The organism is Mycobacterium sp. BK086, assembly GCA_004362315.1.
Lineage (GTDB): Bacteria > Actinomycetota > Actinomycetes > Mycobacteriales > Mycobacteriaceae > Mycobacterium.
Map to the genome: position 1 here is coordinate 208,208 of SNWL01000004.1, position 13,191 is coordinate 221,398.

Here is a 13,191-nt window from a genome sequence, read left to right on the forward strand (position 1 = left end):
TACGTTGGGTTGATGTCCTTCAAACCGCACGAAATCGCTTACCTGAACTCGGCGGATCTCGGCAGGCTGGCCACCGTCCAGCCGGACGGCACCCTGCAGAACAGCCCCGTGGGCTTCACCTTCAACGAGACGCTCGGCACCATCGACGTCGTCGGCTACAACATGGCGGCCAGCCGCAAGTTCCGCAATCTCGCCACCAACAACACCGTCGCGTTCGTCGTCGACGACATCGCCTCGCGGGACCCGTGGCGGGTGCGCTGCCTGGAGATCCGCGGCACCGGCGAGCAGGCCGAGGCGCCGAACGGCGCGGGCCTGATCCGGATCACCCCCAAGCGGATCATCAGCTTCGGCATCGACGACACCGACACCGAACCGCACGACCTGGTGCCGGACAGCCGCGACGTACCGACGACGGCGGACTAACGCCGGGCTTGCACCACCAACGCGGCCACCGCCGCGGACTCGTTGAACGCGGCATGCGCGAGCACGGAGGCCACCACGCTCCCCGAATGCTTGGCAAGCCAACCGAACACCCACCCGGCCACGCCCGTCACCACCACTGTGCCGAGCACCGGATCGCCGACCCGCCTGGCGTCGGGGATATGCCAGAGGCCGAAGGCGGCGGCCTGCACCACCGGGCCGACAGTGGGTCCCAGGGCGCGCACAGCGACGGTCTGAAGCACGCCCCGGAACAGCATCTCCTCCGTCCAGGCCGTGGCGACCGGAATCTCCAGCGCCATCCACCGGACGGGATCGGCCGGAATTCGGCGGTCGTTCATCCCGGTACGCACCCGGGGCACCGCTGTCAACGCCGCGACGACGGCCACCACCAGCCCCGCGGTCACGGCGCCGGTCCGCAGCCCCGACCACAATCGGGGCGGCCGTATGCCCAACGGCGCGCGCACCGCGACAGCCAATGCGGTGCTGACCACTGCCCGCACAGCCGGCGTGCCGGAATCCTTGGTAATCATTGGAATTCGGGACCGCCGGCGGCGATCAGCTTCTCGAGCGCGCGGCGGATCCGTTCGGTGTCCGCGGGCGTCCAGCCGTCGGGGGCGGCGACCGCGGCCCACCCGTCGAGCTGGCTGACGCCGTAGTCGTGGCCGTGCCCCCTTGGTAGCGCCTGCGAATTGGTGACGTTGCCCGCCATGTCGGCGCTGACTTGCCAGAACGTGATGATCGGATACCAGCGCATGGCCGGGGTGCGGTCGAAGCCCGGCGGCTCCTTCAGCCAGTCCGGCCGGTCGAAGCGCAAATCGGGTGACCACCACACCACAGGGTCCGACGGGTGTTGCAGATACAGCACCCTGGTGCCCTTCCACGGCGGGGACGCGGCCACACCGGCGATCTCGGCCGGGCTGGCCGCCTGGGCGAACCGAACGGTGCGCCCGCCGTCGTAGACCGGCTGAACTTCCGGGCTGCCCGGATCGCGCCGAACAGTCAGGGCCCGGTGCAGGGTGCTGGCATTGGGCGGTCCCACCCAGAGCACCGAGGAGAATCCCTTGTCGACGACATCGGGCAGGTAGCCGAACGCGCCCTGGCCGGCCATCGAGCCCAGGCTCTCGCCATAGAGCACCAGCTTGGGCCGACTCGCCTCGGGCCACTGCAACCACCGCTGGTGGATGGCATCGATCATCGCCTTGCCCGCCTCGACCGACTTCTCCTGGTCGGCGAGGAAAGAAATCCAGCTCGGCAGATACGAGTACTGCATGGCCACCAGTGCGGTGTCGCCGTTGTACATCGACTCGATCGCGCGCGCCGCGACTGGGTCGACCCAACCGGTACCGGTGGTGGGGATGATGACCAGCACCTTGCGCTCAAATGCCTTGGTGCGCTGCAGTTCCGAGAGCAAAACCGCAACTCGCCCCTCAGTGGTGTCGGCCGTTTCCAGGCCGGCATAGATGCGGATCGGTTCCTTGGCAGGCCGCCTGTTGAGCTCGGTCAGCTCGGGGGCGTGCGGGCCGGTGGCCACGAAGTTGCGGCCTTGAAACCCCAACGTATCCCACGGCACGTATGATGCTGCACTACCTGATCTTTCGGGCTGAAAAGGTTGCTCGATGCCGGGCCGGGTGGTGTCGTTGACGGGCCGGAACATCGCGTTGGCGCCATAAATGAAGCCGCGGTAGAGCACGCCGTTCACCAGAGTGATGATCAGCACCACCACGATTGCGGTGCCGATGAACATCGCCACCTCGTCGTTGATGTTGAAGCGTCGGATCATCATGCGGGCCAGGAACTTGATGGCGTCCTTGATGACCCGCGCCAGGCTGATCAACAGCCCGCCGACGACGAGCGCGACGGCCAGGGTGCGCAGGTACACCAGGGTGGATAGCCCTTCGATACCCATGACCGCCGCGATCTGGCGCTGCCAGGCGGCGGCAGGCACCAGCATCAGCACGCTGGCGCCGATCGACAGCACGACGGTCGCGGCCTGCATCCACCTCAGAACCTTCAGGCTAGGTGGCCACCAGGCTCGGTGATCCAGAAAGAGCCGGCGGACCAGCCAGCCGACCAAAACCCCGAAGCCATAGCCGATTACGGCATTGATGCCACCGATCACCCCGGCCAGCACCCAGTCGCGTGGCATCAGCGACGGCGTCAGCGACAGGCAGAAGAACACCGCGCCGAACGCGACGCCGACGAAGTCCAGCCGGACCAGGCTCCACGCCCACTCGATGAACGATTCGCGGTGACGCCGTCGCTCTGGCGGGGCCTGCGCCTCACCGGTGACGTCGTCGTCGACCGCGCTGGTCATCCGAAAAGCCCGGGCAGCACTTTCTCCGAGGTGGTGCGCAGCTCGTCGAGCGTCACCGTGAACAATCCTTGGACCTCAACGGAATCCGACCCCGGGTCGGACACCCCGATGCGCGTCGCGGGCAGTCCGCGGGCTTCACACATCGCCACGAACCTGCTCTCCTCGGTGCGCGGCACCGCCACCAGGGCGCGGCCTGCCGATTCGGAGAACAGCGCCACGAACGGATCAGCACCTTCAGAAAGAACGATGCGGCAACCGGTTTCGCCGGCCAGGGCCGACTCGACGACAGCCTGGATGAGGCCGCCTTCGCTCAGATCGTGTGCGGCCGAGACCAGTCCGTCGCGCGACGACGCCGCCAGCACCTCAGAGAGCAACTTCTCGCGGGCGAGGTCCACCGCCGGCGGCAGGCCGCCGAGGTGGTCGGCGGTGACCTGCGCCCAGATCGAGCCGTCGAACTCGTCGCGGGTGTCGCCGAGCACGAACAGCGTCTCCCCCGGCTCGTTGCCGAGTCCGGTCGGCAGTCGCCTGCTCACATCGTCGATGACACCGAGCACGCCGACCACGGGCGTCGGCAGGATGGCCGTCGCGCCGGTCTGGTTGTAGAAGCTCACGTTGCCGCCGGTGACCGGAATACCAAGGGCCGCACAGCCATCGGCCAGTCCACGGACGGCCTGGGAGAACTGCCACATCACGCCGGGATCCTCGGGAGAGCCGAAGTTCAGGCAGTTGGTCACCGCGATCGGCGTCGCGCCGGTGACCGCGACATTGCGGTAGGCCTCGGCCAGTGCCAGCTGCGCACCGGTGTACGGGTCGAGCTGGGTGTAGCGGCCCGAGGCGTCGGTGGAGATCGCGATGCCACGCCCGGTGGCTTCGTCGATGCGCAGCACGCCGCCGTCGGCATGCTCTGCCAGCACGGTGTTGCCCCGCACGTAGCGGTCGTACTGCTCGGTGATGAAGGACCGGCTGCACAGGTGCGGACTGCCCACCAGCGCAAGCAAAGTCGCGCGCAGCTCGTCACCGGTCGCCGGCCGGGGCAGGGACGCCGAGGTGTCGGCGTTCAGCGCGTCCTGCGAGTCCGGGCGGGCCAGCGGACGCTGGTAGACGGGACCTTCGTGGGCGACCGTGCGCGGCGGCACGTCGACGACGGTCTCGCCGTGCCAGGTGATCTGAAGCCGGTCGCCGTCAGTGACCTCGCCGATCACCGTCGCCAGCACATCCCACTTGCGGCACACCGCCATGAAGGCGTCGACGTTGTCCGGGGAGACCACCGCGCACATGCGTTCCTGTGATTCACTCGACAGGATCTCGGCCGGGGTCATATTGGCCGCCCGCTGTGGCACCTTGTCCAGTTCGATGGCCATGCCGCCGTCGCCAGCCGATGCCAATTCCGAAGTGGCACAGGACAACCCGGCACCACCGAGGTCTTGGATACCGATCACCAGCCCGGCGGCGTACAACTCGAGACAGCACTCGATGAGCACCTTCTCCATGAACGGGTCGCCGACCTGAACGCTGGGCAGCTTCTTGCGGCCCGGCCCCGATCCCTCGTCGCCGCCGAAGGTGTCCGACGCCAGCACCGAGACGCCGCCGATCCCGTCCAGGCCGGTGCGCGCGCCGAACAGGATGATCTTGTTGCCGGTGCCGGAGGCGAACGCCAGGTGCAGATCCTCCTTGCGCAACACCCCCACACACAGCGCGTTGACCAGAGGATTGCCGGCATACGACGGGTCGAAGATGGTCTCGCCCCCGATGTTGGGCAGGCCCAGGGAGTTGCCGTAGCCGCCGATACCGCGGACCACGCCGTCGAGCACCCGGCGGGTGTCGGGGGCGTCGGCCGCACCGAAGCGCAACTGGTCCATGACGGCCACCGGCCGCGCGCCCATCGCCATGATGTCGCGCACGATGCCGCCCACACCGGTGGCCGCGCCCTGGTACGGCTCGACGTAGGACGGGTGGTTGTGCGATTCCACCTTGAACGTCACCGCCCAGCCGTCGCCGATGTCGACGACGCCGGCGTTCTCGCCGATACCGGCCAGCATCGCCTTGCGCATCTCGTCGGTGGTGGTCTCACCGAAGTAGCGCAGATGCACCTTGGAGGACTTGTAGGAGCAGTGCTCGCTCCACATCACCGAGTACATCGCCAGCTCGGCGTCGGTGGGTCTGCGGCCGAGAATGTCCCGGATCCGCTGATACTCGTCGTCTTTGAGGCCGAGTTCGCGATACGGCTGCGGGTGCTCGGGGGTGGTCGTCGCGTGGTCGACGGTGTCGACAGCTCCAGTGAGCCCAGATGTCACGAGGACAGTCTAGTGGCGCAGCTCCGCGGTGCCGCGCCGTCGCACGCGTGAGCGTGCGAAGACGTGCGCGACGGCCGAGGCGCTCAGGCCGTGGACCAGCACGCTGGTCAGCACCACCAGCACCATGATCAACAGCACCTGCTTCTCGATGCCGCCCTCGAGCACGTTGAACGCCAGCAGACCGAACACGATCGAGGTCGTCCCCCGCGGGCCCAGCCAGCCGAGCAGGAGTCGCTCCCGCCAGTCCATGTCCGATCCGAGCAGCGCGAACATCACCGGAATGAGCCGGACGACGGTCACCGCGACGACCGTGTAACCGACGATGCCCCATGTGACACCGCCCGACATCAGGGCGATGACGCCGATTCCGGCGACGGTGAACCACATGAACGCGGTGAGCAGCACGGCCACGTCGTCGATGAGCTCGAGTTCCCGATGCTTGTCTGCAACCGATTCCCCGGGTCGCTGCGCTCCTGCCCGCCGGACCTGCCGCACATAGTTCAGTGCCATGCCGCACAGGAACGCCGCCACGAAGCCGTTGCCGCCGAGCCCGACGCTCAGCGAGTAGGACAGCAGCGGTGCGGCCACGTAGATGATCCGCTTGGACTGGTCGGTCATCAGGTTGCGGCGTTCGGCCACATTGGCCAGCCAACCGAGCAGGACCCCGACCAGGGGGCCGACGATGAGCGCGATGCCGACCTCGGGGACCGCCTCGGCGAGCGCATGCATGGGCGGTTCTTGATCGTCGGGACCCGACGCCAGTGCCAGCGCGAAGACGAGCACCGGGGCGATGATGCCGTCTTTGTAGCCCGCCTCGACGTTGAGCAGCTCGCGCACCCGCTCGGGAATCCGCGCATCGCGCAGGATCCGGGATGCGGGCGCGAAGTCGGTGGGCACCACGATGCAGGCCAGGACGAGGAGCACCGGCCAGGTCATTCCCGGTAGCAGCAACCACCCCAGCGCGTAGGCGAGCCCGATGCTCAGCGGCAGCGCGATGCCCAGCAGTCGCAGCGCCGAGCGCGGGTCGCGGCCCAGCAGTCCGCCGCGCACATCGGTGGCGTCGACGAACACCAGCACGGCCAGGATCAGTTCCGCCAGATGTTGGGCGACCGTGGAATTCAGGGTGTCGGCCACCGCGTGATAGGTGCCGTATTCGATGCCGGCCCCGACCACGACCAGCAGGATCGGGGCGGTGATCCGGCCCCGCTGCATCGGCCGGGCCAACAGCGACCAGATCGTCAGCACCACCGAGAGTGCGATCAGGGACTGCACCACAGGTAGGCATCATTCCCCAGACACCCGCTCGGCGCGCGCCTGGGCAGCCGTGTCGGGTAGCTATCGACGGGTGGCGGCGACCATCGCGCCCTTGGCCGGTGCGATCGCCACGCCGCGGGATTGCTGATGTTCGCTGCGGGCAGACGACGGGGTGATCGTGTGGTCCCGCAGCAACGTTCGTAAGACCACGCGCATCTCCATGTTCGCGAAGGCGGCGCCGATGCAGCGACGGATACCGCCGCCGTAGGGCATCCACTCCGCCGGATCCGGCGAGGAGGTCAGGAAGCGGTGGGGATCGAACCGGCCGGGATCGGGGAACACGGCGTCGTCGGCGTGCAGCAGCCCGATGCCGGCCACGATCGTCAGCCCCTGCGGAATCGTCCACGGGCCCAGCGTCAGGGCGGGCGCGGTCACCTGCCGGAACGTCACGTCGATGACGGGACGGGTGCGCTGGACCTCCAGGATGGTGGCGCCCAGGAGCACCTCGGATCCGCTGTCGAGGTCGGCGACCAGGCGCGCCAGCAGCCCGGGATGCCGCTGCAGCCGCTCCACGGCCCAGGCCAGCGTGGTGGCCGTCGTCTCGTGGCCGGCCGCGAGCAGGGTGATCAATTCGTCGGCGATCTCGGCCCGCGACATCGGCGACCCGTCGTCATAGCGGCTGCGCAGCATCAGCGCCAGGACGTCGTCGCGGGATTCCAGATCGGGATCGGCCAGCGCCTTCTCGATCAGCCGGTCGACGATCTGGTCGTATTCGCGACGATAGCTGCCAAAGCGCCCCCAGGGGCTCCAGCGTCCCCAATCCCATTGCGGCACAGGGATGAGCGAGAGTTTGGAGCCCAACTGGATGGCCGGCGGCAGCAGGTCACGCAGGCGATCGAACTCCTCGCCGGACGCACCGAACACCGCGCGCAGGATCACGTTCAGGGTGATGCGCATCATCGACGGCAACGACGCGAAGGACCGGTCGCCGGGCCAGGTGCCGAATTCCGCGACGGCCTCCTGTTCGACGATGGTCTCGTAGGCGCTCAGCCGCCGGCCGTTGAACGGCGGGGTCAGCAGTTTGCGGTGCGCGCGATGACGCGGTCCCGCAAGCGCGAACATCGAATTGGGCCCCATGACCCGGCCGAGATTGGTGTCGGTGGTGTCGGCGACGTCGGCGCCGGCCTTGAACAGCTGGCGGATCTGGCCGGGGTCGCTGAGCACCACGACGCGCCCCCAGATGGGCAGGTTGAGGGTGAACGCCGAGCCGTAGTGGCGCCGCACGATGTGCAGGGCCGCACGGCGATCGGCCACCGCGATCACGGCCTGAAGGGCCCGCGGGATCGGCGGGGCGGGCGGCAACGCGATCGTCGACACCGGCGGATGGTAGGTGGCGCCGGCGTGTCCCGGCCGACCAGAAACCGTCTAGCCGATGAACACAGAGCCCTAGATCGGTGACAGAAATGCCTGCAGCGCAGCCGAATACGCGCCGACGTCGGCCGCGCCCATGAGCTCGCGCGCGGAGTGCATGGCCAGCTGAGCCGCCCCGACGTCCACGGTGGGGATTCCGGTGCGCGCCGAGGTCATCGGCCCGATCGTCGAACCGCACGGCAGATCGGCGCGATGCTCATAGCGCTGCAGCGGCACCCCTGCCTGCCGGCAGGCCAGCTCGAAGGCGGCGGCGGTCCGGCCGTCGGTGGCGTAGCGCAGGTTCGGCTGCACCTTGAGCACCGGTCCGCCGTCCACGGCGATCAGGTGCCCGGGTTCGTGACGGTCGGGATAGTTGGGGTGCGTCGCATGCGCCATGTCGCCGGAGGCCACCATCGACGCCGTCAGCCGACGCAGGAAATCCTCCCGGTCGCCGCCCCCGGCCAGCACGATGCGCTCGAGTGTGGTCAGCAGCAGATCCGACTGCGCACCGTGATCCGACGTCGAACCCACCTCCTCGTGGTCGAACAGGGCCAGCACCGGCAGATAACCGCGCGGCTCGGCGGCCAGGAACGCCTCCAACCCGGCGTAGCAGGTGCCCTGATTGTCCAGCCGGGGCGCGCTGACGAACTGACCGTCGACACCGATGAGCGCCGATCCGGTCAGGTCGTGAGTCATCAGATCGGCGGACAGCAGGTCGGCCGGTTCCACCCCGGCCCACTCGGCGACGTAGCCCAGGAAGGACCGAGGTTCGGAGCCCAGCCCCCAGACGGCGTTGACATGGCGCTGCGGATCGAGCTTGACCGCCGCGCGGTCCTCGGCAAGGTGGATGGCCAGTTGCGGCACCCGCAGGATCGGGTCGTCGATGCGGACCAGCCGGTGCGAGACACCGCCCGCGGCCCCGGGGTCGCGCACCGAGAGCCGGCCACTGATCCCGAGGTCGCGGTCCAGCCAGGAGTTGAGCCACGCCCCGCCGTACGGTTCCAGCGCCACGACCTGCCAGCCGGCCACCACCCGGTCCGGATGCTGTTTGACGCGCAGATTGGGGCTGTCGGTGTGGCCGCCCACGATACGAAAAGGCAGTTCCGGGTCTGTGGAGTTCCACGCCACCAGCGAGCCGGCCCGCACCGTGAAGTACCGGCCACCGCTGCCGTCCGGCCACCGGTCGGTCTCGGTCAGTTCGGTGTAGCCGGCGGCACTCAGGCGCTGCGCAACCGTGTGGCAGACGTGGAACGGTGACGGCGACGCGTCGATGAACTCGCACAACCCGTGCGCACTGGCGCCTGTGGACATGTTCACCATCATCGCCGACATCATTTTCGTTAGGGTCAGATGGTGCCCTCCCCGCTACCTCAACCGGTACTGGCTCCCCTGACACCCGCCGCGATCTTTTTGGTGGCCACGATCAATGAGGGCGGCGAGGCCGCCGTGCACGACGCCTTGCCCGATCTGGGTGGCCTCGTCAAGGCGATCGGTTTCCGGGACCCGACGAAGAACCTGTCGATGGTGACGTCGATCGGATCGCAGGCGTGGGACCGGTTGTTCGCGGGGCCGCGGCCCAAAGATCTGCACCCGTTCGTCGAGCTGCACGGCTCGCGGCACCACGCCCCGGCCACGCCCGGTGATCTGTTGTTCCACATCCGGGCCGAGACGCTCGATGTCTGCTTCGAACTGGCCGGCCGGGTGGTCAAGGCGATGGCAGGTGGGATCACGATCGTCGACGAGGTGCACGGGTTCAAGTTCTTCGACAATCGCGACCTGCTCGGCTTCGTCGACGGCACCGAGAACCCGGACGGCCCACAGGCCTTGAGCGCCACCGAGATCGGCGACGAAGACCCGGATTTCGCCGGCGGCTGCTATGTCCATGTACAGAAGTACGTCCACGACATGTCGTCGTGGGATTCGTTGTCGGTCACCGAGCAGGAGAACGTGATCGGCCGCAGCAAGCTCGAGGACATCGAGATGGCCGACGACGTGAAACCGGCCAACTCCCACATCGCGCTGAACGTGATCGAGGACGCCGACGGCAACGAGCTCAAAATCGTGCGGGCCAACATGCCGTTCGGCGAGATCGGCACCGGCGAGTACGGCACGTATTACATCGGCTACTCGCGCTCGCCCGAGGTCACCGAGAAGATGTTGGAGAACATGTTCCTCGGCGATCCGCCCGGCAACACCGACCGGATCCTCGATTTCTCCACCGCGCTGACCGGCACGATGTTCTTCACGCCCATCGTCGATTTCCTGAACGATCCGCCGCCGAGACCGGGCTCCGGCGAGATCGAAGCAGCTCCCCCGGCACCTGCCACCACCTCCGACGGCTCATTGGCGATCGGCAGCCTGAAAGGACAGCCCTGATGAACAACCTCTACCGCGAGCTTGCTCCGATCACCGAATCGGCTTGGAGCGAAATCGAATTGGAGGCGACCCGGACGTTCAAGCGGCATATCGCCGGTCGCCGCGTCGTCGACGTCAGCGAGCCGGGTGGTCCGGTGACGGCCGCGATCAGCACCGGCCATCTGCGCGACGTGACGGCGCCGGCCGAGGGTGTGGTGGCGCACCTTCGCGAGTCCAAGCCGCTGGTGCGGCTGCGGGTCCCGTTCACCGTGTCGCGCACCGCGATCGACGACGTGGAGCGCGGCGCGCAGGATTCGGACTGGGATCCGGTCAAGGACGCCGCCAAGAAGCTCGCGTTCATCGAGGATCGGGCGATCTTCGAGGGCTATTCGGCGGCGTCGATCGACGGCATCCGCAGCTGCAGCTCCAACCCCGCGCTGGCGTTGCCCGAGGATCCCCGCGAGTACCCCGACGTGTTCGCCCAGGCGCTCTCGGAGCTGCGGTTGGCGGGTGTGGACGGCCCGTATTCGGTGCTGCTGTCGGCCGATGCCTACACCAAGGTCAGCGAGACCACCGAGCACGGCTATCCGCTCCGCGAGCACCTCAACCGGCTGGTGGACGGCGAGATCATCTGGGCGCCCGCGATCGACGGCGCGTTCCTGCTGAGCACCCGCGGCGGGGATTTCGATCTGCAGCTGGGCACCGATGTCGCGATCGGGTATCTGAGCCACGACGCCGACTCCGTGCAGCTGTACATGCAGGAGACGCTGACGTTCCTCTGCTACACCGCCGAGGCGTCGGTCGCGCTGACCGCCTAGGACGCGGCCAGCACCGCGTCGAGCGCCGAGTAGAACAGGCCGAGCCCGTCGTCGGACGGGCCGGTCAGCGCCTCGGTGGCGTGCTCGGGGTGCGGCATCAGGCCGACGACCCGGCCGTTGGCCGAGCTGATGCCGGCGATGTCGCGCATCGAGCCGTTGGGGTTGTCGGCATAGCGGAACGCCACCCGGCCCTCGCCCTCGAGTTCGTCGAGCACCGCTTCGCTGGCCACGTAGCGGCCCTCGCCGGACTTCAGCGGCACCAGCAGCTCGGCGCCCGATTCATACCGCGAGGTCCACGCGCTGGTGATCGAGTCGACCGTCAGCCACACGTCGCGACAGATGAAGTGCAGGCCGGCGTTGCGGGTCAGCGCGCCCGGCAGCAGCCCGGCCTCGCACAGCACCTGGAATCCGTTGCAGATGCCGAGCACCGGCATCCCCTTGTTCGCGGCGGCGATGACCTCACCCATGACGGGTGCGAACTTCGCGATCGCCCCGCAGCGCAGGTAGTCGCCGTAGGAGAAACCGCCGGGGACGACGACGGCGTCGACGCCCTTTAGGTCGGCGTCACCGTGCCAGAGGCTAACCGCTTCGGCGCCTGCCAGCCGCACCGCGCGGGCGGCGTCGACATCGTCGAGCGTGCCGGGGAAGGTGATGACCCCGATCCGTGCGCTCACGCTTGCTCCCGAGTGACCGACCAGTCCTCGATGACGGTGTTGGCCAGCAGCGACTCGGCGATCTCGGCGAGCGCCTCGTCGCTGATCGAGTCGTCGACTTCGAGTTCGAATCGCTTGCCCTGCCGGACATCTGCGATGCCGGCGTGTCCCAGCCGGCCCAATGCGCCGACGATCGCCTGACCCTGGGGGTCGAGAATCTCGGCTTTGGGCATCACGTTGACCACCACACGGGCCACAGGCACTCCTGCTGACGTCGGGGAATGTTGCGGTGTAACTCTACCGGCGGCTCATCCGCACGACCCGATGTAGGCCGTGCACAGCGGCGCGCCCAGGGCATCGAGCACGGTTTCGTCGGCGGCCATCGGCCACGCGGTCTGCGGCGGCGCGGTCGACCACATCGCCAGCTCGGTCACGGTGCTGTTCGCCGGATTGGCCACCACGTACTCGCGCAGGATCACCGGCCCGCTGATCACCGCGGCCATCCGGTCGTTCTGGTCGATGGTCAGCGACGGTGAGGCCAGCGGGTTGGTGCGCTGGCAGGATCGCAGGGCGGCCACGGCGTGGTGAAAGACATCGTCGGCCAGCTGGCCACCGCGCCAAGTCTCGCCACGCCAGTGCATGACGGTCGCCTGCAGCTGCCACTGGCCGTCGGGATTGACGACGGTGGCCCGTTCCGCGACGGCATAGACGCGCGGATCCTGTGGCATCGGCGGGCTGCCGCACAGTTCCTCGAACCGGAATCGGGGCGCGGTGGCGGTCACCGCCACGCCGGACAGACGCGGCCAGGTGTAGCGGGCGTTGAGCGGCATCGCCCACGGCGCGATCCAGGCCGCGTCGGGAATGCGGTCGCAGTTGGGCGGGCAGGTGTCGGGTTCGGCGGCAGCGGGCGGTGCGACGGCAAGCCCGCAGGCCACCAGCACCACCGCGATAGCCAACCGCACGTTTTGCCGCCTCCCCATGCGCGCACAATCGTAAACATGGAACTGACGCATTTCGGGCATTCATGCCTTCTCGCTGAGTTCGACGGGGCCACGCTGTTGTTCGACCCGGGTAACTTCTCCCATGGTTTCGAGGGTGTGACCGGGTTGTCGGCCATCCTGATCACGCATCAGCACCCCGACCACGCCGACCGTGAACGCCTTCCCGCGCTGGTCGAGGCCAACCCGAACGCCGTGCTGTATGCCGATCCCGCGACGGCGGCCGAACTCGGTGAGCCCTGGCGCGCGGTCCACGTCGGGGACGCACTGAACGTCGCGGGGCTTACCATCCGCGGGGTCGGCGGCAGGCACGCCGTCATCCACCCGGAGATCCCGGTGATCGACAACATCTCGTATCTGGTCGGCGATGCCGACCATCCGGCGCGGCTCATGCATCCCGGCGATGCGTTGTTCGTGCCCGACGAGCCGGTGGACGTGCTGGCCGCACCGGCCGCCGCACCGTGGATGCGAATTTCCGAAGCAGTCGACTATCTGCGGGCGGTGGCACCGGCGCATGCCGTCCCGATCCATCAGGGCATAGTGGCTCCGGAGGCTCGCGGAATCTATTACGGTCGGCTCACCGAGATGACCGACACCGACTTCCGGGTGCTACCGGAGGAGAATTCGTTCCGGTTCTGAAAACTGTTGTTGTGG

The 13,191-nt window shown here is 68.1% G+C and carries 13 protein-coding genes; 4 read left to right on the forward strand and 9 right to left on the reverse strand.

All coding sequences use genetic code 11. From position 1 onward, the window contains the following. Positions 1 to 12: 12 nt before the first annotated feature. Positions 13 to 423 carry a PPOX class F420-dependent oxidoreductase gene (locus tag EV580_RS11665; protein WP_133691342.1) on the forward strand — a complete coding sequence of 137 codons (411 nt, stop codon included), beginning with the start codon at positions 13 to 15 and terminating at the stop codon, positions 421 to 423. On the opposite strand, the gene EV580_RS11670 is transcribed toward EV580_RS11665, so the two are convergent. The 6 genes from EV580_RS11670 to EV580_RS11695 all read right to left on the reverse strand — a co-directional run bounded on the left by EV580_RS11670 (position 420) and on the right by EV580_RS11695 (position 9,024). Then, complete coding sequence (locus tag EV580_RS11670) at positions 420 to 971, reverse strand: Rv0804 family intramembrane glutamic endopeptidase (protein WP_133691343.1); 552 nt, start codon at positions 969 to 971, stop codon at positions 420 to 422. The genes EV580_RS11665 and EV580_RS11670 overlap by 4 nt on opposite strands. After that, a complete protein-coding gene (locus tag EV580_RS11675) occupies positions 968 to 2,755 on the reverse strand; it encodes an alpha/beta hydrolase (protein ID WP_133691344.1) in 1,788 nt (595 codons plus the stop codon). The genes EV580_RS11670 and EV580_RS11675 overlap by 4 nt, the downstream gene beginning before the upstream one ends. Beyond that, a complete protein-coding gene (purL, locus tag EV580_RS11680) occupies positions 2,752 to 5,049 on the reverse strand; it encodes a phosphoribosylformylglycinamidine synthase subunit PurL (protein ID WP_133691345.1) in 2,298 nt (765 codons plus the stop codon). The genes EV580_RS11675 and purL overlap by 4 nt, the downstream gene beginning before the upstream one ends. Before the next feature lie 9 nt (positions 5,050 to 5,058). Then, positions 5,059 to 6,321, reverse strand: a complete 1,263-nt coding sequence (locus EV580_RS11685) for a cation:proton antiporter (RefSeq protein ID WP_353619845.1) — start codon at positions 6,319 to 6,321, stop codon at positions 5,059 to 5,061. A 63-nt stretch (positions 6,322 to 6,384) separates the two neighbouring features. Then, complete coding sequence (locus EV580_RS11690; protein WP_133691347.1) at positions 6,385 to 7,680, reverse strand: cytochrome P450; 1,296 nt, start codon at positions 7,678 to 7,680, stop codon at positions 6,385 to 6,387. A 69-nt stretch (positions 7,681 to 7,749) separates the two neighbouring features. After that, positions 7,750 to 9,024 (reverse strand): M18 family aminopeptidase, encoded by a 1,275-nt coding sequence (locus EV580_RS11695; RefSeq protein ID WP_133691348.1) that lies wholly within the window; start codon positions 9,022 to 9,024, stop codon positions 7,750 to 7,752. A 39-nt stretch (positions 9,025 to 9,063) separates the two neighbouring features. Between EV580_RS11695 and EV580_RS11700 the strand changes: the two genes are divergently transcribed. Both EV580_RS11700 and EV580_RS11705 read left to right on the forward strand, forming a co-directional pair. Beyond that, positions 9,064 to 10,089 (forward strand): Dyp-type peroxidase, encoded by a 1,026-nt coding sequence (locus EV580_RS11700; RefSeq protein WP_166654673.1) that lies wholly within the window; start codon positions 9,064 to 9,066, stop codon positions 10,087 to 10,089. Further along, complete coding sequence (locus EV580_RS11705; protein ID WP_133691350.1) at positions 10,089 to 10,886, forward strand: family 1 encapsulin nanocompartment shell protein; 798 nt, start codon at positions 10,089 to 10,091, stop codon at positions 10,884 to 10,886. Before EV580_RS11700 ends, EV580_RS11705 begins: the two co-directional genes overlap by 1 nt. On the opposite strand, the gene purQ is transcribed toward EV580_RS11705, so the two are convergent. From purQ to EV580_RS11720, 3 genes are read right to left on the reverse strand one after another with little or no spacing between them, the layout of a single operon-like run. Further along, positions 10,883 to 11,560: a phosphoribosylformylglycinamidine synthase subunit PurQ gene (gene purQ / locus EV580_RS11710; RefSeq protein ID WP_133691351.1), complete on the reverse strand. Its 678-nt coding sequence runs from the start codon at positions 11,558 to 11,560 to the stop codon at positions 10,883 to 10,885. The genes EV580_RS11705 and purQ overlap by 4 nt on opposite strands. Then, a complete protein-coding gene (purS, locus tag EV580_RS11715) occupies positions 11,557 to 11,796 on the reverse strand; it encodes a phosphoribosylformylglycinamidine synthase subunit PurS (RefSeq protein WP_133691352.1) in 240 nt (79 codons plus the stop codon). Before purS ends, purQ begins: the two co-directional genes overlap by 4 nt. Before the next feature lie 51 nt (positions 11,797 to 11,847). Further along, a complete protein-coding gene (locus EV580_RS11720) occupies positions 11,848 to 12,561 on the reverse strand; it encodes an ATPase (RefSeq protein WP_133691353.1) in 714 nt (237 codons plus the stop codon). Between EV580_RS11720 and EV580_RS11725 the strand changes: the two genes are divergently transcribed. Further along, complete coding sequence (locus tag EV580_RS11725) at positions 12,538 to 13,176, forward strand: MBL fold metallo-hydrolase (protein WP_133691354.1); 639 nt, start codon at positions 12,538 to 12,540, stop codon at positions 13,174 to 13,176. The two genes, EV580_RS11720 and EV580_RS11725, sit on opposite strands and share 24 nt — an antisense overlap. Positions 13,177 to 13,191 lie beyond the last annotated feature (15 nt).

Bases quoted from the DNA above. Each gene is read 5' to 3' on its own strand.
- EV580_RS11665 (WP_133691342.1), top strand. From the start codon at position 13: ATGTCCTTCAAACCGCACGAAATCGCTTACCTGAACTCGGCGGATCTC.
- EV580_RS11670 (WP_133691343.1), bottom strand. From the start codon at position 971: ATGATTACCAAGGATTCCGGCACGCCGGCTGTGCGGGCAGTGGTCAGC.
- EV580_RS11675 (WP_133691344.1), bottom strand. From the start codon at position 2,755: ATGACCAGCGCGGTCGACGACGACGTCACCGGTGAGGCGCAGGCCCCG.
- EV580_RS11695 (WP_133691348.1), bottom strand. From the start codon at position 9,024: ATGTCCACAGGCGCCAGTGCGCACGGGTTGTGCGAGTTCATCGACGCG.
- EV580_RS11700 (WP_166654673.1), top strand. From the start codon at position 9,064: ATGGTGCCCTCCCCGCTACCTCAACCGGTACTGGCTCCCCTGACACCC.
- EV580_RS11705 (WP_133691350.1), top strand. From the start codon at position 10,089: ATGAACAACCTCTACCGCGAGCTTGCTCCGATCACCGAATCGGCTTGG.
- EV580_RS11725 (WP_133691354.1), top strand. From the start codon at position 12,538: ATGGAACTGACGCATTTCGGGCATTCATGCCTTCTCGCTGAGTTCGAC.
- EV580_RS11720 (WP_133691353.1), bottom strand. From the start codon at position 12,561: ATGCCCGAAATGCGTCAGTTCCATGTTTACGATTGTGCGCGCATGGGG.